The sequence below is a fragment of the Streptomyces sp. NBC_01334 genome (assembly GCF_035983595.1).
Lineage (GTDB): Bacteria > Actinomycetota > Actinomycetes > Streptomycetales > Streptomycetaceae > Streptomyces > Streptomyces coriariae.
The window spans coordinates 2,377,278-2,400,295 of sequence record NZ_CP130718.1 but is presented as its reverse complement, the minus strand read 5'-3'; the positions used below and the strand labels follow the sequence as shown (position 1 = coordinate 2,400,295).

The window sequence follows — 23,018 nt, the reverse complement described above, 5'->3', positions numbered from 1 at the left end:
CCCTACGCCACGTGCCGCCGCGCCCGCAGCGCCAGGCTCAACGCCAGGACCGTCTGCGGGTCGTCGAGGTCGGTGCCGAGCAACTCGCCGATGCGGGCGAGACGGTTGTACAGCGTCTGGCGGTTCAGATGCAGCTCGCGGGCCGTCTCCGCCTTGCGGCCCGCGTGCGCGAGGTAGGTCTCCAGGGTGGGCAGCAGGGGCGGCTTGGAGCGGTGGTCGTGGTCGCGGACCGGGCCGATCGCGCGGTCCACGAAGGCCGCGAGGTCGGGATGGTCGCGCAGCCGCCACAGCAGGAGGTCGATGTCCAGGCGGCGGGCGTCGTACCAGGGGCGGTCCGACAGGCCCTGCGCGGCGGTCGCCGTCTCCGCCGCGTGTCTGAGGCCCGCCGAGGCGGCCGCCCAGCCGCCCGCCACCCCGACCACCACCACCGGCGGCTGGGCCCCCGGCCGCTGCATCCCGGCCCGTTCCACACCGGCCCGCAGCGCCGCCGCGACCCGGTCCGCCACCGCCGAGCGCTCCGACTCCGACCGCAGTCCCAGCAGCAACGGCACCCGGCCCTCCACCGGCCGCACACCGAGCAGTACGGGCACACCCACCGACGCCAGCTCCTCGGCGACCGCCCGCGCCAGCACCGCCCAGCCACCACCGGGGGAGAGGCCGTCGCCCAGCCGCATGACGACCGGGAGCAGCGGACTGGCGCCCGGCTTGAAGCCGAGGACGCGTGCCTGCGCCGGAGCGTCCTCCGCGGCGATCCGGCCCTCGGCGAGGTCGGTGAGGAAGTCGCCCCGGCCGCGTGCCGCCAGCTCCTCCTCCTGGCGGGCCTGCATCAGCACCACGGCCAGGATCCCGGCCGCGCGTTCGGCGGCGATCCGGTGCACTGGTGCGAGAGGGGCGCGCACGGGCAGCAGCACGAGCCGGGCGCGTACCGAACCCGCCCCCGGCCCGCCCCCGGGCACGTCCACCAGTACCGACCCGGCGGGCGGCGGCGCGTCCTTGTGCGGGCCGCGCAGGCCCTCCCACACCTGGAGCGGGTCCGCGCCCTCGGGGCCGGCTCCGGCGGCGTACAGAAGCTGGCCCTCGGTCGTCTCCAGGAAGACGGGGTTGCCGCTGAAGTCCGCCAGGATGCCGAGGACCTGCGGTATCCCGCCCCCGCCGAGCAGCGCCTCGGTGCAGCGCCGGTGCACTTCCTCGGCCTGCTGGAGCAGGGCGTAGTGCCCGTTGACGATCTCGGTGTGGATCTCCTCCGTGACGGTCACGAACGGCACCTCGCGGTGCAGCTGCACCAGGGGGAGCCCGGTCGTGCGCGCCGTCTCGACCAGGGCCGATGGCAGCCGGGTGAAGCGCGGGCCCAGCTCGATCACCAGGGCCGCGATGCCCCGCTCGGCCAGCGTGCGGACGAACGCCCGCTGCTCGGCCGGACGGGTGCCGAGGCCGTAGCCCGTGGTCAGCAGCAGCTCGCCGCCCTTGAGCAGCGAGGCGATGTTCGGGACCTCGCCCGCGTGCACCCAGCGCACCGTGCGGCCCAGCCGGTCGGCGCCCGCGAGGATCTCGGGGAGCCCGCTGCGCAGGCCGGGCAGCTCCAGCGCGCGTCGCACGGTGATGCCGGCGCTCTGGCTGTCGAATCGGTGGTCCGTGCCGCTGTCCATGCAGCGGACGCTACCTGCGCGGACGTCCCGGTGACAGCTCCGTCCGGCATGGGGCTGCCGTCGCCGGGTAGCGGCGGACCATGGATTTCAGTGTGGTGGCCGTGGCGCGTGAGGACGACAGCCCCGTCGGCGAACCGCTGCGGGTCGCGGCGGCCGCCGACCGGCTCGGCTACCGGGAGGTGTGGGCGGGCGAAGGGCCGACCTGGGACGCCTTCGTGCTCGCCGCGGCACTCGGCCGGGTCACCGAGCGGGCCGCGCTGACGGCGGGGCCGGTCCCGGTGTCGGTGCGCGACCCGTACACCCTCGCCCGGGGTGCCGCGTCGGTCTCCGCCGTCACCGGTGGACGGGCGGTCGGCGTGGCGCTGGGCACCTCGAGCAGACGCGTCGTGGAGGGCGTGCACGGGCGGCCCCGGGTACGCCCCGCCGCCGTCCTGACCGAGACCGCGGCGGCCGTACGCGCCCTGTGGCACGGCGTGCCCGGTGAGCCGGTCGTGCCCGGCAGCACCTTCCGGCGCCGGCTGCCGCCGCCAGGCGGTCCGCTCACCGTGGCCGCCTTCGGGGACCGCGCGATCAGCGCGGCCGCCGCGCACGCCGACCGGATGCTGCTCGACGTCGTCTCTCCGGAGCAGGTCCGTGAACTGCGCGCCAGGCTGGACGCGGCGGCCGGGCGGGCGGGACGGGCGCGGCCCACGCTCGCCGCCTGGCTGCCCGCGGCCGTCGACCCGGCGCCCGAGTCGCTCGCCGAGGTGCTGGGCAGCATCGCCGGATACCTGACGGTGCCGGGGTATCGCGAGGTGTTCGCCGAGGCCGGTTTCACGGCGGCCGTCGAGCTCGCCGCGGGCGGCGCCGACCGCGCCACCCTCGTCCGCGCCCTGCCGGCGGCAGCCGCGGCCACCGTCGGTCTGGTCGGCGGCCTCGACACCGTGCGCGCCCGGATCGACGCCTACGCGGAGGCGGGACTCGACGAGATCGCGCTCGTCCCGGCGACGGCGGCCGATCCGGGCGGGGAGCGGACGCTGACGGCGCTCGCGGACCTCGCGCGGGGCTGACGTCTCGGACCGACAGCCCGTACCGACGTCTCGGACCGACGTCTCGGGCGGAGGACGCAGCAGGGCGGGGACGGTCGGCCGGAGCGCGGACTTCAGGTGACGTACGGGAATCGGCGCCTCCCCGTGGTCGTCGCCGACCGCGGGGAGGCGCCGGTCCTGTTCAGCCGCCGTACGCCCCCGACGCCGTCAGGCGCAGGGCCGTGTCGATGAGCGGGACGTGGCTGAAGGCCTGCGGGAAGTTGCCGACCTGGCGCTGCAGGCGCGGGTCCCACTCCTCGGCGAGCAGACCGAGGTCGTTGCGCAGCGAGAGCAGCTTCTCGAACAGCTTGCGGGCCTCGTCCACCCGGCCGATCATCGCGAGGTCGTCCGCCATCCAGAACGAGCAGGCCAGGAACGCGCCCTCGTCACCGGGCAGGCCGTCGACGCCCTCGTCGCCGCCCGAGGTGGGGTAGCGCAGGATGAAGCCGTCCGGGGTGGACAGCTCGCGCTGGATCGCCTCGATGGTGCCGATCACGCGCTTGTCGTCCGGGGGCAGGAAGCCCATCTGCGGGATGAGCAGCAGGGACGCGTCCAGCTCCTTGGAGCCGTAGGACTGCGTGAAGGTGTTGCGTTCCTTGTCGTAGCCCTTCTCGCACACGTCCCGGTGGATGTCGTCGCGCAGCTCGCGCCACTTCTCCAGCGGGCCGTCCGCGTCGCCGGACTCGATCAGCTTGATCGTGCGGTCGACGGCGACCCAGGCCATGACCTTGGAGTGCACGAAGTGGCGGCGCGGACCGCGCACCTCCCAGATGCCCTCGTCCGGTTCGTCCCAGTGCTGCTCCAGGTAGCGGATCAGCTTGAGCTGGAGCAGGGAGGCGTAGTCGTTGCGGGCCAGGCCGGTCATGTGGCCCAGGTGCAGGGCCTCGGTGACCTCGCCGTAGACGTCCAGCTGGAGCTGGTGCGCGGCGCCGTTGCCGACCCGGACCGGGCCGGAGTTCTCGTAGCCGGGCAGCCAGTCCAGCTCGGCCTCGCCCAGCTCGCGCTCGCCCGCGATGCCGTACATGATCTGGAGGTTCTCGGGGTCGCCGGCGACGGCCCGCAGCAGCCACTCGCGCCAGGCGCGGGCCTCCTCGCGGTAGCCGGTGCGCAGCAGCGAGGACAGCGTGATGGCCGCGTCGCGCAGCCAGGTGTAGCGGTAGTCCCAGTTGCGGACGCCGCCGATGTCCTCGGGCAGGGAGGTGGTGGGCGCGGCGACGATGCCGCCGGTCGGGCCGTACGTCAGCGCCTTGAGCGTGATCAGCGAGCGGATCACCGCCTCGCGGTAGGGGCCGTGGTACGTACAGTGCTCGACCCACTCACGCCAGAAGTCCTCGGTCGCCTGGAGCGACTGCTCGGGCTCGGGCAGCGCGGGCGGCTCCTTGTGCGAGGGCTCCCACGAGATCGTGAACGCGATCCGGTCACCCGGCGCGACCGTGAAGTCCGCGTACGTGGTCAGCGACTTTCCGTAGGTCTCGCACTCGGTGTCGAACCACACGGAGTCCGGGCCCGCGACGGCCACGGTGCGGCCCTCGTGCTTGTGCACCCACGGCACGACCCGGCCGTAGGAGAACCGCATCCGCAGCGCGGAGCGCATCGGGACGCGGCCCGAGACGCCCTCGACGATCCGGATCAGCTGGGGCGCTCCGTCGCGAGGGGGCATGAAATCGGTCACCCGGACCGTGCCGCGCGGGGTGTCCCACTCGGACTCCAGGATGAGCGAGTCGCCCCGGTAGGTGCGCCGGGCCGCGCGCGGTGGCTGCGCGTCGGAGGCGTGCGCGGGGCCGAGGCGCCAGAACCCGTGTTCCTCGGTGCCGAGCAGACCGGCGAAGATCGCGTGCGAGTCGAAGCGGGGCAGGCACAGCCAGTCGACTGTGCCGTCCCGGCAGACCAGTGCGGCGGTCTGCATGTCTCCGATGAGTGCGTAGTCTTCGATGCGCCCGGCCACGTGCAACTCCAGTCGAACGGCCACGTAACCCCCAGACGGAACGGGGGCTGTCGCTAGTGCGGTCAAGGGGTCGTTTGTAATGCGTCGTTGAGCGCTGAAGCAAAGCAGCCGCTCAGCCATATAGGCAAAACGCCGATTCTTGCTCAACGAACTGACGAGCTCTCGTTGTTCCGGTGGGGATACGGACTGGGGTGTGCCGTCTTGCCGACCGGGCTCGGCAGCGAGTGTCCGAGCAGGATACGACGCACGTAGATGATCTGCGTGCCGCTCCGGACAACGCGGGTGGGCCGAACGGGTGAGCAACGGGTGAGAAACCGGTGCTCGGGGGCGGCCCGTGTCGAGCTGTGCGCGGAGCGTGGCCGGAAGCCATCTCCCTGAGGCGCTGATACCCTGGTAGCCCGTGGACCGGTGGTCTCGAAGCCCCCGAACCGCACCTCCGAATCGCGACCACGGGAGCCCCCTCTTGGCCATGACGCCCAAATCCACGACGACCAAGCACATCTTCGTCACCGGGGGTGTCGCCTCCTCGCTCGGCAAGGGTCTGACGGCCTCCAGCCTCGGCATGCTGCTGAAGGCGCGGGGTCTGCGCGTCGTGATGCAGAAGCTCGACCCGTACCTGAACGTCGACCCGGGCACGATGAACCCCTTCCAGCACGGTGAGGTCTTCGTCACCAACGACGGCGCCGAGACCGATCTGGACATCGGACACTACGAGCGCTTCCTCGATCGTGACTTGGACGGCTCCGCCAATGTCACTACAGGCCAGGTCTACTCGACGGTGATCGCCAAGGAGCGGCGTGGCGAGTACCTGGGCGACACGGTGCAGGTCATCCCGCACATCACCAACGAGATCAAGCACCGGATCCGCCGGATGGCCACGGACGAGGTCGACGTCGTGATCACCGAGGTCGGCGGCACGGTCGGCGACATCGAGTCGCTGCCGTTCCTGGAGACGGTCCGCCAGGTCCGTCACGAGGTGGGCCGGGACAACGTCTTCGTGGTGCACATCTCGCTCCTGCCGTACATCGGTCCCTCGGGTGAGCTGAAGACCAAGCCGACCCAGCACTCGGTCGCCGCGCTCCGGAACATCGGTATCCAGCCGGACGCGATCGTCCTGCGGTCCGACCGCGAGGTGCCGGCCGCCATCAAGCGCAAGATCTCGCTGATGTGCGACGTCGACGAGGACGCGGTGGTGGCCTGCCCCGACGCGCGCTCGATCTACGACATCCCGAAGACCGTGCACGGCGAGGGTCTGGACGCCTACGTCGTCCGCAAGCTGGACCTGCCGTTCCGCGATGTGGACTGGACGACCTGGGACGACCTGCTCGACCGCGTCCACAACCCCGACCACGAGATCACTCTCGCCCTGGTCGGCAAGTACATCGACCTGCCCGACGCCTACCTCTCGGTCACCGAGGCGCTGCGCGCCGGCGGCTTCGCCAACAAGGCCCGCGTGAAGATCAAGTGGGTCACGTCGGACGACTGCAAGACCCCGGCGGGCGCCAAGGCGCAGCTCGAGGACGTCGACGGCATCTGCATCCCGGGCGGCTTCGGCGACCGCGGTGTGCTCGGCAAGGTCGGCGCGATCCGCTACGCCCGGGAGAACCGGATCCCGCTGCTCGGCCTGTGCCTCGGCCTGCAGTGCATCGTGATCGAGGCCGCGCGCAACCTGGCCGACATCGGTGACGCCAACTCCACCGAGTTCGACCCGGCCACCGGCCACCCGGTCATCTCCACCATGGCCGAGCAGCTCGACATCGTGGCCGGCGAGGGCGACATGGGCGGAACGATGCGCCTGGGCATGTACCCGGCCAAGCTGGCCGAGGGCTCCATCGTCCGTGAGGTCTACGACGGCAAGGAGTACGTCGAGGAGCGCCACCGGCACCGCTACGAGGTGAACAACGCCTACCGCGCGGAGCTCGAGAAGAAGGCGGGCATCCTGTTCTCCGGCACCTCGCCGGACGGCAAGCTCGTCGAGTACGTCGAGTACCCGCGTGACGTCCACCCGTACCTGGTCGCCACCCAGGCCCACCCCGAGCTGCGCTCGCGGCCCACGCGTCCGCACCCGCTGTTCGCCGGCCTGGTGAAGGCCGCGGTCCAGCGGACCGTCGAGGCGGGGAAGGCTTCGAAGTAACACACCAGTTGTACGGTGGCCGGGGTGCAAACCTTCAAGGGTGGGCACCCCGGTTTTCGTTTGCGCACGTGGCACGTGGAAGGACGCACTGCATGACGATCAAGGACACCCCCGAGGCGTGGGAGATCCGGTCGAGCGAGACCCCCTTCGTCGGCAACAAGACCTCCGTCCGCACGGACGAGGTGGTCATGCCCGACGGTTCGGTGGTCCGCCGGGACTTCCAGGTCCACCCGGGTTCCGTGGCCGTCCTCGCCCTCGACGGGGAGGGCCGTGTCCTGCTCATCAAGCAGTACCGTCACCCCGTCGGGCAGAAGCTGTGGGAGATCCCGGCCGGTCTGCTCGACGTGCCCGGTGAGAACCCCCTGCACGCCGCCCAGCGCGAGCTGTACGAGGAGGCGCACGTCAAGGCCGAGGACTGGCGGGTGCTGACCGACGTCTACCCCACCGCGGGCGGCTGTGACGAGTCGGTGCGCATCTTCCTGGCCCGCGACCTGTCCGAGGCCGACGGGGAGCGCTTCGCGGTGGAGGACGAGGAGGCCGACATGGAGCACGCGCGGGTGCCGGTCGACGAGCTGGTCCGCGGTGTGCTCGCGGGCGACGTGCACAGCAACTGCCTCGTCGTCGGCGTCCTCTCCCTGGTCGCCGCGCGTACCGGCGACGGGCTCGACGCGCTGCGCCCGGCCGAGGCGCCCTGGCCGGCGCGCCCGTTCGAGGCGTGACGCCCTCCGCCGCCGTCCCGAGGCATCCCGCATGTGGCCGACCCACATGTGGCGACCTCACATGTAGCGACCTCACATGTGGCCACCCCGCGCGGGGCTGCCCCGCGTGAGGCGGTTTTTTCTGCGGGCGTCCCGCCCCCGTCCGATGTGACGATCGGTTGATCCGATCGAGGGACGTCCCGGCGGTGCCCGCCGTACTCCACCCGGAACGTCGCAGAGCGTGAACTAGGCTCGGGAATCGCCCGATCCGGAGTCCCGGCGGGCTTGCGCGTGCGGTGGGACGGGAGTGTGGCCCGTGACGGATCAGGCAGTGGACACAGGCGGCGTGCAGCTGTCGGGGCACGCTGCGACAGAGGGCCATTTCCTGGGCAGAGTCCGGGAGTTGAAAGAGCTGCGCGCCGACATCGAGCGTGCGGGGCTGGACACCATCTCCGGGAAGAAGGCGCCACGCGCGCGGGTGCTCCTGATCGCCGGGCGGCCCGGCTCCGGGCGTACGGCGCTCGCCGAGGAACTCGTCCGGCAGGTCGCCGACAACTACCGGGACGGCGTCCTGCGCGCCCGCCTCGCCGAGCCCGACGGCACGCCCGTGCCGGTCGAGCGGGCCGCCCGCGAACTGCTCTCCGCGCTGGACGTGCCGACCCCGCCGGGCGCCGACGAGGACGATCTCGCGGCCCTCCTCCGCCAGTCCCTCGCGGAGCGCCGCGTCCTGCTCCTGCTCGACGACGCGGCCGGCGCCGAACAGGTCGACGCGCTGCTCCCGGACACCCCGCAGTGTCTCCTCGTCGCCGTCTCCGCCGGGCCGCTCACCGGCATCGCGGACGTCCGCCCCTGCACCCTGGGCGGCCTGGACACCAAGTCCGCACTCGAACTGCTGAGCCGGCACACCGGCTCGGTCCGCATCACCGTCGACCCGCGCTCCGCCGAGGGCCTCGTGGAGGCCTGCCAGGGCCAGCCGGCCGCGCTGAACCTGGCGGGCGGCTGGCTCGCCGCCCGCCCGAAGGCGGCCGTCGCCGACCTCGCCAAGCAGCTCCACGCGGAGGGCGACGAGGGCTCCCCGCTCAGCCGGGTCTTCCGGCTCGTGCACGCCACGCTGCCCGCCCCCGCCGCCCGGATACTGCGACTGCTCTGCCTGGCCCCGGCCGGTCTGGCGGACCCGCACACCGCCTCCGCGCTCGCCGGCTGCTCGGTGGGCGCCGCCCGCACCACCCTGGACGACCTCGCCGCCCTGGGACTGCTGCGGACCCTCGACTCCCCGCTGCCCCAGTACGAGGTGCCCGCCTGCCTGTACCCCCTGCTGCGCGCCGCCGCCGACAGCCACGACCGCCCGGCCGAGCTCCAGCTGGCCCGCGCCCGCATGCTGGAGCGGACGGTGCGGCTGCTCCAGTCCTGCCGGGCCATCACCGAGACCGACAACCCCCAGGCCCGCGAGAAGCTCCAGGGCATGCCCAGCGCCCTGCGCTTCCCGACCCCGCGCGCGGCCGCCGACTGGCTGCGCGTCCGCCGGCCCGCCCTGCTCGCCTCGGCCCGCCTGGCGGTCGCCGACGGCGAGCTGGACACCCTGGCCCGCCGTCTGATGTCCCAGCTGGTCAGGGCGATGGTCGCGCACTTCGGCACCCAGGCGGCGGCGCCCGACCTGTACGGCGTCCACCAACTCGTCCTGGACGTGGCCGAGCGGCGGAACCTGCCCCGCGAGAAGGCCGCCGCCCTGCTGAACCTCGCCGACGTCGACGCCAGGACCGGCCGCACGGCGGAGGCCCTGGTGCGTTACCGGGCCGCTCTGGACGCCGGACGCGAGGCGAACGACCCGTATGCGATCGGTCGCGCGATGGAATCCGTAGGCGGCGCGCATCTCGAGCTCGGGGACTACGACCGGGCCGCCGACTGGTTCGGACGGGCCCTCGCCCAGCGGCTGGCCCGCGACGAGCGCGCGGACGCCGCCCGGCTCTACGGCCGTATCGCCACCGCGCACACCTACGCGGGCCGCTACGGCGAGGCACAGCGGGCCTGGCGGGCGGCGGCCGCCGGGCACCGCAAGAACGGCGACGTCGGCGCGTACGCGCGGGCGTTGAGCGAGCTGGCCCGGGTCCAGGAGTACGCGGGGCGTCCCGAGGAGTCGCTGCGCACCTGCCAGGAGGCGGTGGAGTGGGCCGGGCGCGCCGAGGACACGCGTCTCCAGGCCGCGGTGCAGCTGAGGCTGGCCGACACCCTGGAGCGCCTCGGCGACCCGGTGGCGGCCGGACTGCACCGGGGCGCGGCCGAGCGCATCCTGGGAGAGGAGCTCCCGAACCGCGATCCCGAGCCGGACCCGGAGCCTCGGTCGTCGGAACCGGCAGCGGAACCGCGGCCGGAGTCGGAGTCGCGGCCCGAGTCGCGGCCGGAGCCAGGGCCAGAGTCGGGGCCGGTGGCGGGGCCAGAACGGCCTGATCTACCGGAACACCGCGCTAACACCTGCGAAATCCGTAGTACACCCGCTGAAGATTGATGCAATGAAAGGCTAGACAGCGGGAACACCTTCATTAGACTGGCTCTGCCGCTCGTTCTCCTGCGGTGCATCCCGGTGTGCCCTGTATCTCCGGGTATGTCTTTGCTGTGCCCCCACATCTACTGAGCCAAGGACCGTGATCGACGTGAAGGTCGGCATCCCCCGCGAGGTCAAGAACAACGAGTTCCGGGTGGCCATCACCCCCGCCGGTGTGCACGAACTGGTGCGCCACGGCCACCAGGTCGTCGTCGAACGCAACGCCGGTGTCGGCTCGTCCATCACGGACGAGGAGTACGTGGCCGCCGGTGCACGCATCCTCGAGACCGCCGACGAGGTGTGGGCCACCGCCGACCTGCTGCTGAAGGTCAAGGAGCCCATCGCCGAGGAGTACCACCGCCTCCGCAAGGACCAGACGCTCTTCACCTACCTGCACCTGGCCGCGTCCAAGGAGTGCACGGACGCCCTCGTCGAGTCCGGCACCACGGCGATCGCCTACGAGACCGTCGAGCTGCCGAACCGCGCGCTGCCGCTGCTCGCCCCGATGTCCGAGGTCGCGGGCCGGCTGGCCCCTCAGGTCGGCGCCTACCACCTGATGCGCGCCAACGGCGGCCGCGGTGTGCTGCCCGGCGGTGTGCCGGGCGTGCTGGCCGCCAAGGCGGTCGTCATCGGCGGCGGAGTCTCCGGCTGGAACGCGGCGCAGATCGCCATCGGCATGGGCTTCCACGTGACGCTGCTCGACCGCGACATCAACAAGCTCAAGGAGGCCGACAAGATCTTCGGTACGAAGATCCAGACGGTCGTCTCCAACGCCTTCGAACTGGAGAAGGCCTGCCTCGAGGCCGACCTCGTCATCGGCGCCGTCCTCATCCCGGGCGCCAAGGCCCCCAAGCTGGTCACCAACGAGCTCGTGTCCCGGATGAAGCCGGGAAGTGTCCTTGTCGACATCGCGATCGACCAGGGCGGCTGCTTCGAGGACTCCCGTCCGACCACGCACGCCGAGCCGACCTTCCCGGTCCACGAGTCGGTCTTCTACTGCGTCGCCAACATGCCCGGCGCGGTCCCCAACACCTCCACCTACGCGCTCACCAACGCCACGCTGCCGTACATCGTCGAACTCGCCGACAAGGGCTGGGTGGAGGCGCTGCGCCGCGATGCCGCGCTGGCCAGGGGCCTCAACACCCATGACGGCAAGGTTGTTTACCGTGAGGTCGCGGAGGCGCACGGCCTGGAGCACATGGAGCTCGACCAGCTGCTCGGCTGAGCCGTCGTGCCGAGCCGATCGGCCAAGTAACCCCGGGGGAAAAGGCGATACGTCAACACAGGTCGTCAACCCCGCACACCCGGCCGGACCTTGCCCGACAAGGTCCGGCCGGATGTGTGTATGGTCACTTTGCGGCTCTCGGCCAACTCGCCTCGAACGTAACGCTTCGACCGATTCGTACACCGGCGAAACCTGCCGTGCGACGGCCGTACGCCCTTGACAGCGGGATGTTTCATTGCCGACACATCGGGCCGGGTCCGGCGGATTGTGTTGCTGCGAACACCCGACACGCCATAGAGTCGCCGACTGTCGGCATGGTGCCACGCTGACCTTGTCTAGAAGTTTCCTGGTCACCAAGGAGGTAAGACGACTTGTGAATGAGTCGACATTTGCTCCCGGGGGTGGTCAACCAGGAATGCCGACGCGGGCCCAGGTCTCCGCGGGGCTCGAGGCTGTCGGCTCCGTCGCTGTCCGAACCTTCGCAGCCCACCAGAGCCAGCGCAGCACCCATGTGGCTCTGTCAGCACACCAGAGCATGGATGGCCATCACGTGAACGCCATGGCCGGCGACGGAAGTGGCGCGCCCCGCAACCACTTCGCCGACTACGACGAACTGCCCGAAGGGCATTTCTACGATCCCGATGCCGAGTACGAGCCGGACCCGGAGTACGCGGCCACGCTCGCGCCCGACGCGGCCCGACAGCGCCGTGAGCGCGTCGGTCCGACCGGACGCCCGCTGCCGTACTTCCCGATCCCGGGCCCGCTGACCCAGCACGGCCCCGCGACGATCATCGCGATGTGCAACCAGAAGGGCGGCGTGGGCAAGACGACGTCGACCATCAACCTGGGTGCCGCACTCGCGGAGTACGGTCGGCGCGTGCTGCTCGTGGACTTCGACCCGCAGGGCGCGCTGTCGGTCGGTCTCGGTGTCAATCCGATGGAGCTCGACCTCACCGTCTACAACCTGCTCATGGAGCGGGGCATGGCGGCGGACGAGGTGCTCCTGAAGACAGCGGTCCCGAACATGGACCTGCTGCCCAGCAACATCGACCTGTCGGCCGCCGAGGTCCAGTTGGTCTCCGAGGTCGCGCGCGAGTCCACGCTCCAGCGTGCGCTCAAGCCGCTGATGGACGACTACGACTACATCGTCATCGACTGTCAGCCCTCGCTCGGCCTGCTCACCGTCAACGCCCTGACGGCCGCTCACAAGGTGATCGTGCCGCTGGAGTGCGAGTTCTTCGCCCTCCGGGGTGTGGCGCTGCTGACCGAGACCATCGAGAAGGTCCAGGAACGGCTCAACCCGGAACTGGAACTCGACGGGATCCTCGCCACGATGTACGACTCGCGCACCGTGCACAGCCGTGAGGTGCTCGCGCGGGTGGTCGAGGCCTTCGACGACCACGTCTACCACACGGTCATCGGGCGCACGGTCCGCTTCCCGGAGACCACGGTCGCCGGTGAGCCGATCACCACGTACGCCTCCAACTCCGTCGGCGCCGCCGCCTACCGCCAGCTCGCCAGGGAGGTGCTCGCCCGGTGTCACGCCGAGTGAGTCTGCCGGGGGCCGACGAACTCTTCCGTACGACAGGGGGAATGGCGCTTCAGCCGTCCGCGCCCCGGCGCCCCGCCAACGGCGAGGCCCGGGTGCCGGCGCCGGCCGGCGAGAGCGACGGGGTCGCGGCCGGCGGTGCGGAGGACGCGCCGCAGGCCGTGCCCGCCCAGGGCGGTGACGGCGAGGGCGCCGAGCACGTGGCGACCGACGCGGGCCAGGGCGACGCCGGGGAGTCCCGTACCCGGGGCGCCCCCGGGGAGCGCCCCGAGCGGCGCCAGGGACCGCAGGAAGGTTCTGCCTCCGCCGCCGACGGCCAGTCGCGCAAACGCGGACGGCAGGCGTCCCGCAGGCCCAGCGGCCGCGAGCGGCACGACGAGAAGATCACCGTCTACGTCTCCGCCGAGGAGCTCATGGATCTGGAGCACGCCCGGCTGGTGCTCCGCGGCGAGCACGGGCTGGCCGTGGACCGGGGCCGCATCGTCCGCGAGGCGGTGGCCGTGGTCCTCGCCGACCTGGAGAGCCGCGGGGACGCCAGCATCCTCGTCCGACGACTTCGCGGGCGGTAGCGGTAGCCTGCGGAGGCCATGACCTCGAACGACGTTCCCGTCCCCGGCACCGGCCCCGGCGCGGCAGCCGGCCGTCGGCGTGCGCTGGGGCGGGGGCCCGGGACGGCACCGGCCCCTGCCGGGCCGGAGCCCGGGTCGGCAGGACCGGAACCGGATCCCGGCGTACCGGACCCGGTCGAGTCGGATCCCGTCGTGCCGGATGCCGTCGAACCCGATCCCCTTGCACCGGAACCTGCCGTACCGGAATCCGCAGGCCCGGAATCCGTGGGTCCGGAGCCCGCGGACCCGGAATCCGTCGTATCCGAGGCGGTGCCGGAATCCGGTGTACCGGAGTCCGTGGGTGCGGAATCTGTTCCCGGGCCCCAGGAAACTCCCGAGGAAGTTCCCGACGGCGTTTTCAAGGTCCGCCTCGCCAACTTCGAGGGGCCCTTCGATCTGCTGCTCCAGCTGATCTCCAAGCACAAGCTGGACGTCACCGAGGTCGCGCTGTCGAAGGTGACCGACGAGTTCATGGCGCACATCCGGGCGATGGGTCCCGACTGGGACCTGGACCAGACGACCGAGTTCCTGGTCGTGGCCGCCACGCTGCTCGATCTCAAGGCGGCCCGGCTGCTGCCCGCCGCGGAGGTCGAGGACGAGGCCGACCTGGCTCTGCTGGAGGCCCGGGACCTGCTGTTCGCCCGGCTGCTCCAGTACCGGGCCTACAAGCGGGTCGCCGACATCTTCACGCACCGGCTGGAGAGCGAGGCCCGGCGCTACCCCCGTACCGTCGGTCTCGAACCGCACCACGCGGAGTTGCTGCCCGAGGTCGTCATCAGCATCGGCCCGGAGGGGTTCGCGAGGCTCGCGGTCAAGGCGATGCAGCCCCGGGCGAAACCGCAGGTCTACGTCGACCACATCCACGCGCCGCTGGTGAGCGTGCAGGAACAGGCCGGGGTCGTCGTCGCACGGCTCAGGGAACTCGGCGAGGCCAGCTTCCGCACGCTGGTGGCGGACACCGAGGACACCCTCACCGTGGTGGCCCGCTTCCTCGCGCTGCTCGAGCTGTACCGGGAGAAGGCGGTCGCGCTCGACCAGGAGACCGCCCTCGGTGAGCTGTTGGTGCGCTGGACCGGCGGGGACGGGGACGCGCAGCCGCTGGTCACGGACGAGTTCGACCGGCCGCCCGAGGAGCCCGAGAAGGAGACGAAGACGTGACCGAGGAGACCGTCGCCGCACTCGACCTCAAGCCGGCCCTGGAAGCCGTCCTGATGGTCGTCGACGAGCCCGCGACCGAGGAACACCTCGCGAAGATCCTCCAGCGGCCCCGGCGCCGGATCGCGGACGCGCTGCGCGAGCTGGCCGACGAGTACACCGTGCAGGGGCGTGGCTTCGAGCTCAGGCTCATCGCGGGCGGCTGGCGGTTCTACAGCCGGCCCGAGTACGCCGCGGCCGTCGAGGGCTTCGTGCTGGACGGACAGCAGGCCCGGCTCACACAGGCGGCGCTGGAGACCCTGGCGGTCGTCGCGTACCGCCAGCCGGTCAGCCGCAGCAGGGTCTCCGCGGTGCGCGGAGTGAACTGCGACGGCGTGATGCGCACCCTGCTCCAGCGCGGTCTGGTCGAGGAGGCGGGCGCGGAACCCGAAACAGGTGCGATCCTGTACGTGACGACGAACTACTTTCTGGAGCGGATGGGCCTGCGCGGTCTGGACGAGCTCCCGGAGCTCGCGCCCTTTCTCCCCGAGGCGGAGGCGATCGAGGCCGAGATGCTGGAAGGGGTCCCGTCGTTCGATCCGGACGCACCGGATGCAGATGCAGACGACACGACGACGACGGAACTTTGATGCGAAGCAGTGGCAGCGGCAGTGGCAGGAACAACGGGCGCGGCAAGCCCCGGGGGACCGGCGGGGGCGGTTCCCAGCCGAGGGGCGGCTCGGGAGGCCGTGACGAGCGGTCGAGGGGCGGTTCCGGAGGCCGTGACGACCGGTCGAGGGGCGGCCGCGACGACAGGCCGACGGGCGCGGGCGGCCGCGACGACAGGCCGAAGCGTCCGAGCAAGCCCCGTCCCGAGGAGCGTCGCTACGACGTGGGCCCCGGCGCCACCCACGAGGGCCCGAAGGCCGGGCGCGGCGGTGCGGCCCGGGGCGGCGCCAAGGGCGGCCCCAGGCAGGGCCAGCAGCGCGGCGGACGCACGGAGCCGGCGCGCTCCCGCGAGTACGAGACGCGCGCCGAGGAGCGCAACCGGGACCGGTACGCCGGCAAGAAGGAAGTGAAGCTGCCCAAGACCTTCCCGGGCGCCGAGCAGGAGGGCGAGCGGCTGCAGAAGGTCCTCGCGCGCGCGGGCTACGGCTCCCGGCGCGCCTGCGAGGAGCTGATCGAGCAGGCGCGGGTCGAGGTCAACGGCGAGATCGTCCTGGAGCAGGGCAAGCGGGTCGACCCGGAGAACGACGAGGTCAAGGTCGACGGCCTGACGGTCGCCACCCAGTCGTACCAGTTCTTCTCGCTGAACAAGCCGGCCGGTGTCGTCTCCACGATGGAGGACACCGAGGGCCGTCAGTGCCTCGGTGACTACGTGACCAACCGCGAGACGCGGCTGTTCCACGTCGGGCGGCTCGACACCGAGACCGAGGGCGTCATCCTGCTCACCAACCACGGCGAGCTGGCGCACCGGCTGACCCACCCCAAGTACGGCGTGAAGAAGGTCTACCTCGCGCACATCGTGGGTCCCATCCCGCGTGACCTGGGCAAGCGTCTGAAGGACGGCATCCAGCTGGAGGACGGGTACGCGAAGGCGGACCACTTCCGGGTCGTCGAGCAGACCGGCAAGAACTACCTGGTCGAGGTGACCCTGCACGAGGGCCGCAAGCACATCGTGCGCCGGATGCTGGCGGAGGCCGGTTTCCCGGTCGACAAGCTGGTCCGTGTCGCCTTCGGCCCGATCACCCTGGGCGACCAGAAGTCGGGCTGGCTGCGACGGCTGTCCAACACCGAGGTCGGCATGCTGATGAAGGAAGTCGAGCTTTAAGGACTCCTGAAGCTCCCAGGGCTTGTGTGTGACCGCACCCCCTTTTTATAGTCGTGGTGACTATTAAGAGGGGGTGTTCGTCGTGCGGGGTTACGACAAGTACGCCCACGAACCCTTCGCCGTCACCGTCGACCTCGCCGTCCTCACGCTCCGCGCGGGCACCCTGCACGTACTGCTCGTCGAACGCGGCCGGGAGCCGTACGCCGGCCGGTGGGCGCTGCCGGGGGGCTTCGTGCTGCCGGACGAGTCCGCGGAGACCGCCGCACGACGGGAACTCGCCGAGGAGACCGGCCTGAAGGACGTCTCCGGGCTGTACCTCGAGCAGTTGCGCACCTACAGCGAGCCCGACCGCGACCCCCGGATGCGGGTCGTGTCCGTCGCCTTCGCCGCGCTGCTGCCCGACGCCCCCGAGCCGACGGGCGGCGGCGACGCGGCCCAGGCGCGCTGGCTGTCGTACGACGACGCGAAGCCGCTCGCCTTCGACCACGACCGGATCCTGGCCGACGCCCACGACCGGGTCGGCGCCAAACTCGAGTACACCTGCCTCGCCACGGCCTTCTGCCCGCCCGAGTTCACCCTCGGCGAGCTCCAGCAGGTCTACGAGACGGTGTGGGGGACCGGCCTGGACCGGCCCAACTTCCGCCGCAAGGTGCTCGCCACCCCGGGCTTCGTCGAGCCCGTGCCCGGCGGTGCGCGCCTCACCGGCGGCCGCGGCAAGCCCGCCGCCCTCTACCGGGCGGGCACCGCCACCGCGCTCCACCCGCCCCTGCTGCGACCGCCCCGGGAAGGACGATCCGCATGACCACCTCGACCACCGTCAGGAAGCGGGCCACCGGGTCCCTGCTGGGACTCGCGCTGGGGGACGCGCTCGGGTTTCCGACCGAGTTCAACGACGTTCCGTCGATCCTCGCCAAGTGCGGGCCCTGGCGGGAGATGGAACTGCCGAAGCGCGCCTTCGTCTCCGACGACACCCAGATGACCCTGGCCGTGGGCCGAGCCCTGCGGACCGCCATGGACCGGGGGCTGCTCGTGCCGACTTCGCTCGCGCACCCGCTGCGCGCGGAGTTCGTGGACTGGTATCAGTCGCCGGACAACAACCGGGCCCCCGGGCGGACCTGCCTGACGGCGTGCAGTCTGCTCAAGGACGAGAACCGCGGCTGGCAGGACGCCAGTCAGATCGGTTCCAAGGGCTGTGGCGCCAACATGCGCGTGGCACCCGTCGGGCTCGTCCCCGGGCTCAGCGAGGAGCAGCGTGCCGGTGCCGCGCAGCTCCAGTCCGCCCTCACCCACGGGCACCCCACCGCGCTCGCGGCCTCCGACCTCACCGCCCACGCCGTACGGCTGCTCACCCAGGGCGCCGAACCGGCGGCCCTCGTCGGGCTCCTGCGGGCCTACGCCGTCGACAACCGCTCCCGCTACCACCACCGCTGGCTCGGCGACCTGTGGACCCGCAGCCAGGACCCCACCCCGGAGCACTTCATCGCGCGCGGCTGGGACGAGTGCCTCGGCGTGCTGGAACGCCTCCAGGAGGCGCTGCGCGACCCCGCGCCCGAGGCCGACCCGTGCCTGGCCACAGGGGCGGGCTGGATCGCCGAGGAGGCCATGGCGACGGGTCTGCTGTGCTTCCTGCTCTTCCCCGACGAGCCGGTGACCGCGCTGCGCCGGGCCGCCTGCTCCTCCGGGGACTCCGACTCCATCGCCTGTCTGGCGGGCGCCTTCGCGGGCGCGCACGCCGGGGCCGACGCCTGGCCGACGGCGTGGGCGGACCGGATCGAGTACCAGGGGGAGCTGGTGACGCTCGGCGCGCTCTGGGACCAGTGACCCGGCAGGGGCTCAGGTCAGCTTGATCGAGCTGCCCTCGACGGTGATCTGTTCCGGGGGCAGTGGCTTCGTCGCCGGGCCGCCGGCCACCGAGCCGTCGGCGATGCGGAACTCGCTCTTGTGGCAGGGGCAGTGGATGATGCCGTCGGCGACGCTGCCGACGGTGCAGCCCTGATGGGTGCAGACCGCGGAGAACGCCTTGAAGTCGTCCTTCGTCGGCTGGGTGACGACGACCTTCTCCTCCGCGAAGATCTTGCCGCCGCCGACGGGGATGTCGGTGGTCTTCGCCAGCTCCTGGCCGGCGGAGGCCTTCGGGGACTGCTCGGACGAGGAGTCGTTCTCGTCGCCGTACTCTCCGCAGCCCGTGGCGAGCGCGGCGGCCGCGCCGCCCGTCGCCAGGAGAACCGTGCGCCGTGTCGCGGGGAGGGTCATGTCGTCACTCCGAACGTGCGGAAGAACCAGAGGGCCGAGGTCAGCCAGATGATCGTGAGTACGGCGAAGACGAGTCCGCCGACGACCGGCAGCAGCCATCCCGGGAGTCGCTCCGAACGGAGCAGCAGCATCTTGGCACTGAATGCGCCGAAGAAGAAGCAACCCAGGAGGGAGTGCCACATAACGCGCGTTTCGTATGTCTGATAGCCAAGCGCGTACAGGCAGTGCACCGCAACCGGGACCGCGATCAGAAAGGCCGCGCGACCCGACCAGCGGTGCAGCGTGCCGGACCAGGCAGGTCCCGGCAGCCTGCCGTACAGCATCGCGGCCGAGACGAGCTGGACCAGCGCGAAGAACATCGCGGCCGTCGCCAGCCAGGACTTGACCGCGCCCGTGCTGCTGAAGCCGGCCAGGTTGAAGGCCGTCCCGGCCGGGTCGTGGACCTTGCCGTACACGCCCAGGGCGAGCGCCACGGCGGCCGCGACCAGCGCCGGGACCAGATAGCGGGCGGGGTGCGGGCCGCGCGGCGCGGGACCGGGGCCGGGGAAACCCTGGGTGGCGGCGTTCGGGTCGACGGTCATGGTGGCTCCCTGCTCGAAGGGGTCAGGGCGTGGCGGGGCGGGCCGTGAGCTGCTGTCCGTCGACCGTCACCGCTCCGGTCTCCGGGTCGATGGCCGGCGCGGGGGAGGGCTTGCCGTCGCGGGTGAGGATGCCGACCTGGGTGCCGTCCTTCAGCACGATCCAGCCGCCGTCGATCTTCGCGGAGCGCACGGTGGCCGTCGCCCGCCACAGCCCGGACGGCTTCGTCGCCCGGTCCGCCGAGAAGGCGTGCCGTCCGCCGCCCACGGTGACCGTGCCTGCGACGCCCTTGCCGTCCTGGAGCGTGCCGTCCAGTTTCGCGCCGTGCTCGCCGGTGAGCCGCAGCGTGCCGTCGTCCTCGACGTCGCCCTTGAGCCAGGACTCCTGGGTGCGGCCGTCGCAGTAGTACGCGATCGCCTTGCCGTCGCGGACGGTGACGGCGATCGCCGCCGCGTCGTCATCCGTGCGGCCGGCGTAGTCGGCGTCGGTGGCCGGGACGCGTGAGGGGGAGGGGGCCGGGGTGGGCGCGGTCGAGGCGGCGCTCCGGGCAGGGGTCGGACTCGGTGACTTCTCCTCGTACGAGGACGAGGCGGTCTTCGTCCCTGTCGTCGCGTTGAGCGTCAGCAGGAACAGGCCGAGCACCAGTCCCGCGAGAAGGGTGAGCAGGGGTCCTGGACGCTTCATGTCGGGCCTTCCCCGATGCGGGTGTCCTGCCGTCAGAGTGCCATGAGAGCGCAGGCCGCACCCGCCGTAAAGGGCGTACGGAGGCGTTCCCGTCTCGGCACGCGGGCGGCGCGCACCGGACCGGCGCGGGCTGACTAGGCTGGCTGCGTCAGGAGCCGTAGTCGGCAGTCGGTACGTCAGCAAGGAGCAGCGCCGTGGCGGTACGAGCGGTCCGGGGAGCCGTCCAACTCGAGCGGGACGAGGCCGGCCACATGGACGAGCAGGTCGGAGCCCTGCTCACCGCCGTCCTGGAGCGGAACTCGCTCGGCGCCGACGACCTGATCAGCATCTGGTTCACGGCCACCCCCGACCTGCACAGCGACTTCCCGGCGGCCGCGGCCCGCAAGCTCGGCATCGTCGACGTGCCGCTGATCTGCGCCCAGGAACTCGACATCGCGGGCGCCATGCCGCGGGTCGTGCGCATCCTGGCGCACGTGGAGTCAGACAAGGCGCGTGCCGACATCAACCACGTCTACCTCGGGGCCGCGGCCGCCCTGCGCAGGGACATCGCCCAGTGAGGACCGCGCTCGTCATCGGAACCGGGCTGATCGGCACGTCCGCCGCGCTGGCCCTGGCCCAGCGGGGCGTCGTCGTCCACCTCGCCGACCACGACCCCGGGCAGGCCCGTACGGCGGCGGCGCTCGGCGCCGGCACCGACGCGGAGCCCGAGGGCCCGGTCGACCTCGCGATCGTCGCCGCGCCGCCCGCGCACGTGGCCGGTGTGCTCGCCGACGCGATGCGCCGCGGGGTGGCACGCGGCTATCTCGACGTGGCCAGCGTGAAGGGCGGGCCGCGCCGTGAGCTGCAGGCGCTCGGTCTCGACCTGTCGGCGTACATCGGCAGCCACCCCATGTCCGGCCGGGAGAAGTCGGGCCCGCTGGCCGCGACCGGTGACCTCTTCGAGGGCCGCCCCTGGGTGCTGACGCCGACCCGGGACACCGACACCGAGGTGCTGAACCTGGCCCTGGAGCTGGTCTCGCACTGCCGTGCCGTCCCGGTGGTCATGGACGCGGACGCCCACGACCGCGCGGTGGCGCTGGTCTCGCACATGCCGCACCTGGTCTCCAGCATGGTCGCGGCGCGTCTGGAGCACGCCGAGGAGGCCGCCGTACGGCTGTGCGGGCAGGGCATCCGGGACGTCACCCGGATCGCCGCCTCCGACCCCGGCATGTGGATCGACATCCTGTCCGCGAACCCGGGGCCGGTCGCCGACCTGCTGACCGACGTCGCCGCCGACCTGGAGGAGACGGTCAGGTCCCTGCGCGCCCTCCAGTCCTCCGACGACTCCAAGCGCCGCGAGGGCGCCGACGGCGTCCAGGACGTGCTGCGCCGGGGCAACGCGGGCCAGGTCCGCGTTCCCGGCAAGCACGGGGCCGCTCCGCGGGCGTACGAGGTGGTGGCGGTGCTCATCGACGACCAGCCCGGTCAGCTGGCCCGCATCTTCGCCGACGCCGGACAGGCGGGCGTCAACATCGAGGACGTACGCATCGAGCACGCGACCGGGCAGCAGGCGGGTCTGGTGCAGCTGATGGTCGAGCCGAAGTCCGCGGTGGTGCTGTCCTCGGCGTTGCGCGAGAGGGGCTGGGCGATCAGGCAGTAGGGCGTCCCGCGGCCCGGACGCCCGGCGCGGACGAGGTACCGGCCGGACGAGTGACGCGCGGCCGGTAACCTTGTGCGGGGCGCGGTCGCGTCCCGCACACCCACCGCCTCGCACCAGGAAGGTGTCCCTCCGTGGAAAACGGCGCCGCCCAGCCCGTGATTGTCGCCATCGACGGCCCCTCGGGCACGGGCAAGTCGAGCACGTCCAAGGCCGTGGCCGCCCAGCTGGGGCTGAGCTACCTGGACACCGGCGCCCAGTACCGGGCGATCACGTGGTGGATGGTGACCAACGGGATCGACATCGAGGACCCCACCGCGATCGCCGCCGTCGCCGGCAAGCCGGAGATCCTCTCCGGCACCGACCCGGCCGCCCCGACGATCACGGTCGACGGCATCGACGTGGCCGGCCCGATCCGCACCCAGGAGGTCACCGCCAAGGTCAGCGCGGTGAGCGCCGTACCCGAGGTGCGGGACCGGATCACCGAGCTCCAGCGCTCGCTGGCGGCCTCCACCGAGCAGGGGATCGTCGTAGAGGGCCGGGACATCGGCACGACCGTGCTGCCCGACGCCGACCTGAAGATCTTCCTCACCGCCTCCCCGGAGGCCCGGGCCGCCCGGCGCAGCGGCGAGCTGAAGGGCGCGGACGTCCACAGCACCCGGGAGGCGCTGATCAAGCGGGACGCCGCCGACTCCTCCCGCAAGACCTCCCCGCTCGCCAAGGCGGACGACGCCGTCGAGGTGGACACCACCGAGCTGACGCTGGCCCAGGTCATCGAGTGCGTCGTCACCCTCGTCGAGGAGAAGCGGGCCGCGAGGTGACCACCGGGTCCGTGCCCTCGGAGAAGGGCGCCGAGGTCGGGCGGCGCATCGGCGTCGGCCTGATGTACGGGCTGTTCAAGCCGAGGGTGCTGGGCGCCTGGAAGGTGCCTGCGAGCGGCCCGCTGATCTTCGCGATCAACCACTCCCACAACGTCGACGGTCCGATGGTGATGGGCGTGGCGCCGCGGCCGACGCACTTCCTGATCAAGAAGGAAGCGTTCATCGGCCCCCTCGACCCGTTCCTGACCGCGATCGGCCAGCTCAAGGTCGACCGCGACACCACCGACCGGACGGCGATCACCCGTGCGCTGGGCGTGCTGGAGAACGGCGGGGTCCTCGGGATCTTCCCGGAGGGCACCCGTGGCGAGGGAGACTTCGCCGCCCTGCGTGCCGGGCTCGCGTACTTCGCGGTGCGCGGCGGGGCCCCGATCGTGCCCGTCGCCGTGCTGGGAAGTTCCGAACGGCGCGGACGGTTGATAAAGGCACTGCCCCCGCTGCGCTCCCGCGTCGACGTCGTCTTCGGCGAACCGTTCGACGCGGGCGACGGCAGCGGGCTGCGTACCCGCAAGGCACTGGACGCGGCCACCGAGCGCATCCAGAAGCAGTTGGCCGCACACCTGGAAAACGCCAGGCGCCTGACCGGGCGCTGAGCGACACTGAATACCGAGT

General features: G+C 71.9%; 21 protein-coding genes. 16 read left to right on the top strand and 5 right to left on the bottom strand.

Features of this window, described 5'->3' with window-relative positions:
- Positions 1–2 precede the first annotated feature (2 nt).
- A complete protein-coding gene (locus OG736_RS10885; protein WP_327182250.1) occupies positions 3–1,646 on the bottom strand; it encodes a PucR family transcriptional regulator in 1,644 nt (547 codons plus the stop codon).
- A gap of 80 nt (positions 1,647–1,726) precedes the next feature.
- Between OG736_RS10885 and OG736_RS10880 the strand changes: the two genes are divergently transcribed.
- On the top strand, positions 1,727–2,695 hold the full coding sequence (locus tag OG736_RS10880) for an LLM class F420-dependent oxidoreductase (RefSeq protein WP_327182249.1): 969 nt from the start codon (positions 1,727–1,729) through the stop codon (positions 2,693–2,695).
- Positions 2,696–2,855: 160 nt separating this feature from the next.
- Here the strand turns inward: OG736_RS10880 and OG736_RS10875 are convergent, their stop codons facing one another.
- Positions 2,856–4,658, bottom strand: a complete 1,803-nt coding sequence (locus tag OG736_RS10875) for a glycoside hydrolase family 15 protein (RefSeq protein ID WP_327187577.1) — start codon at positions 4,656–4,658, stop codon at positions 2,856–2,858.
- 469 nt (positions 4,659–5,127) lie between these two features.
- Here OG736_RS10875 and OG736_RS10870 point away from each other — a divergent pair, with 469 nt between their 5' ends.
- The 11 genes from OG736_RS10870 to OG736_RS10820 all read left to right on the top strand — a co-directional run bounded on the left by OG736_RS10870 (position 5,128) and on the right by OG736_RS10820 (position 18,197).
- Positions 5,128–6,792, top strand: a complete 1,665-nt coding sequence (locus OG736_RS10870) for a CTP synthase (RefSeq protein WP_142269605.1) — start codon at positions 5,128–5,130, stop codon at positions 6,790–6,792.
- A gap of 92 nt (positions 6,793–6,884) precedes the next feature.
- The gene (locus OG736_RS10865; protein ID WP_142269604.1) at positions 6,885–7,511 is read left to right on the top strand and encodes an NUDIX domain-containing protein; all 627 of its coding nucleotides are present in this window, start codon (positions 6,885–6,887) and stop codon (positions 7,509–7,511) included.
- A 295-nt stretch (positions 7,512–7,806) separates the two neighbouring features.
- Positions 7,807–9,993, top strand: coding sequence for a tetratricopeptide repeat protein (locus OG736_RS10860; protein WP_327182248.1), 2,187 nt, complete (start codon positions 7,807–7,809; stop codon positions 9,991–9,993).
- Positions 9,994–10,129: 136 nt separating this feature from the next.
- A complete protein-coding gene (gene ald / locus OG736_RS10855) occupies positions 10,130–11,254 on the top strand; it encodes an alanine dehydrogenase (protein ID WP_020128160.1) in 1,125 nt (374 codons plus the stop codon).
- Positions 11,255–11,669: 415 nt separating this feature from the next.
- Positions 11,670–12,806 carry a ParA family protein gene (locus OG736_RS10850; RefSeq protein WP_028806581.1) on the top strand — a complete coding sequence of 379 codons (1,137 nt, stop codon included), beginning with the start codon at positions 11,670–11,672 and terminating at the stop codon, positions 12,804–12,806.
- Positions 12,791–13,372, top strand: a complete 582-nt coding sequence (locus OG736_RS10845; RefSeq protein ID WP_327182247.1) for a hypothetical protein — start codon at positions 12,791–12,793, stop codon at positions 13,370–13,372. Before OG736_RS10850 ends, OG736_RS10845 begins: the two co-directional genes overlap by 16 nt.
- Positions 13,373–13,390: 18 nt before the next feature.
- Entirely contained in the window at positions 13,391–14,569 is a 1,179-nt protein-coding gene (locus OG736_RS10840) for a segregation and condensation protein A (RefSeq protein WP_327182246.1), read from the top strand.
- A gap of 53 nt (positions 14,570–14,622) precedes the next feature.
- Positions 14,623–15,195 carry an SMC-Scp complex subunit ScpB gene (scpB, locus tag OG736_RS10835; protein WP_230196340.1) on the top strand — a complete coding sequence of 191 codons (573 nt, stop codon included), beginning with the start codon at positions 14,623–14,625 and terminating at the stop codon, positions 15,193–15,195.
- Entirely contained in the window at positions 15,192–16,376 is a 1,185-nt protein-coding gene (locus tag OG736_RS10830) for a pseudouridine synthase (RefSeq protein WP_442817017.1), read from the top strand. The genes scpB and OG736_RS10830 overlap by 4 nt, the downstream gene beginning before the upstream one ends.
- Before the next feature lie 73 nt (positions 16,377–16,449).
- Entirely contained in the window at positions 16,450–17,178 is a 729-nt protein-coding gene (locus tag OG736_RS10825) for an NUDIX hydrolase (protein WP_327182244.1), read from the top strand.
- The gene (locus tag OG736_RS10820) at positions 17,175–18,197 is read left to right on the top strand and encodes an ADP-ribosylglycohydrolase family protein (RefSeq protein ID WP_327182243.1); all 1,023 of its coding nucleotides are present in this window, start codon (positions 17,175–17,177) and stop codon (positions 18,195–18,197) included. Before OG736_RS10825 ends, OG736_RS10820 begins: the two co-directional genes overlap by 4 nt.
- A gap of 12 nt (positions 18,198–18,209) precedes the next feature.
- On the opposite strand, the gene OG736_RS10815 is transcribed toward OG736_RS10820, so the two are convergent.
- From OG736_RS10815 to OG736_RS10805, 3 genes are read right to left on the bottom strand one after another with little or no spacing between them, the layout of a single operon-like run.
- Complete coding sequence (locus tag OG736_RS10815; protein ID WP_327182242.1) at positions 18,210–18,629, bottom strand: Rieske (2Fe-2S) protein; 420 nt, start codon at positions 18,627–18,629, stop codon at positions 18,210–18,212.
- Complete coding sequence (locus OG736_RS10810) at positions 18,626–19,210, bottom strand: DUF6529 family protein (protein WP_327182241.1); 585 nt, start codon at positions 19,208–19,210, stop codon at positions 18,626–18,628. Before OG736_RS10810 ends, OG736_RS10815 begins: the two co-directional genes overlap by 4 nt.
- A gap of 22 nt (positions 19,211–19,232) precedes the next feature.
- Positions 19,233–19,892, bottom strand: coding sequence for a hypothetical protein (locus tag OG736_RS10805; RefSeq protein ID WP_327182240.1), 660 nt, complete (start codon positions 19,890–19,892; stop codon positions 19,233–19,235).
- A 194-nt stretch (positions 19,893–20,086) separates the two neighbouring features.
- Here OG736_RS10805 and aroH point away from each other — a divergent pair, with 194 nt between their 5' ends.
- The 4 genes from aroH to OG736_RS10785 all read left to right on the top strand — a co-directional run bounded on the left by aroH (position 20,087) and on the right by OG736_RS10785 (position 22,999).
- Entirely contained in the window at positions 20,087–20,449 is a 363-nt protein-coding gene (aroH, locus tag OG736_RS10800) for a chorismate mutase (RefSeq protein ID WP_020128171.1), read from the top strand.
- The gene (locus OG736_RS10795) at positions 20,446–21,531 is read left to right on the top strand and encodes a prephenate dehydrogenase (RefSeq protein ID WP_020128172.1); all 1,086 of its coding nucleotides are present in this window, start codon (positions 20,446–20,448) and stop codon (positions 21,529–21,531) included. Before aroH ends, OG736_RS10795 begins: the two co-directional genes overlap by 4 nt.
- A 131-nt stretch (positions 21,532–21,662) precedes the next feature.
- Positions 21,663–22,349, top strand: a complete 687-nt coding sequence (cmk, locus tag OG736_RS10790; RefSeq protein ID WP_327182239.1) for a (d)CMP kinase — start codon at positions 21,663–21,665, stop codon at positions 22,347–22,349.
- Positions 22,346–22,999 carry a lysophospholipid acyltransferase family protein gene (locus OG736_RS10785; protein WP_267020665.1) on the top strand — a complete coding sequence of 218 codons (654 nt, stop codon included), beginning with the start codon at positions 22,346–22,348 and terminating at the stop codon, positions 22,997–22,999. Before cmk ends, OG736_RS10785 begins: the two co-directional genes overlap by 4 nt.
- Positions 23,000–23,018: the final 19 nt, after the last annotated feature.

What these genes read in the sequence shown, in the direction of transcription:
- OG736_RS10840 (WP_327182246.1), top strand. Translation starts at nt 13,391, where the DNA reads ATGACCTCGAACGACGTTCCCGTCCCCGGCACCGGCCCCGGCGCGGCA.
- scpB (WP_230196340.1), top strand. Translation starts at nt 14,623, where the DNA reads ATGGTCGTCGACGAGCCCGCGACCGAGGAACACCTCGCGAAGATCCTC.
- OG736_RS10885 (WP_327182250.1), bottom strand. Translation starts at nt 1,646, where the DNA reads ATGGACAGCGGCACGGACCACCGATTCGACAGCCAGAGCGCCGGCATC.
- OG736_RS10870 (WP_142269605.1), top strand. Translation starts at nt 5,128, where the DNA reads ATGACGCCCAAATCCACGACGACCAAGCACATCTTCGTCACCGGGGGT.
- OG736_RS10820 (WP_327182243.1), top strand. Translation starts at nt 17,175, where the DNA reads ATGACCACCTCGACCACCGTCAGGAAGCGGGCCACCGGGTCCCTGCTG.
- OG736_RS10850 (WP_028806581.1), top strand. Translation starts at nt 11,670, where the DNA reads ATGCCGACGCGGGCCCAGGTCTCCGCGGGGCTCGAGGCTGTCGGCTCC.
- OG736_RS10880 (WP_327182249.1), top strand. Translation starts at nt 1,727, where the DNA reads ATGGATTTCAGTGTGGTGGCCGTGGCGCGTGAGGACGACAGCCCCGTC.
- OG736_RS10815 (WP_327182242.1), bottom strand. Translation starts at nt 18,629, where the DNA reads ATGACCCTCCCCGCGACACGGCGCACGGTTCTCCTGGCGACGGGCGGC.
- OG736_RS10810 (WP_327182241.1), bottom strand. Translation starts at nt 19,210, where the DNA reads ATGACCGTCGACCCGAACGCCGCCACCCAGGGTTTCCCCGGCCCCGGT.
- OG736_RS10805 (WP_327182240.1), bottom strand. Translation starts at nt 19,892, where the DNA reads ATGAAGCGTCCAGGACCCCTGCTCACCCTTCTCGCGGGACTGGTGCTC.
- OG736_RS10865 (WP_142269604.1), top strand. Translation starts at nt 6,885, where the DNA reads ATGACGATCAAGGACACCCCCGAGGCGTGGGAGATCCGGTCGAGCGAG.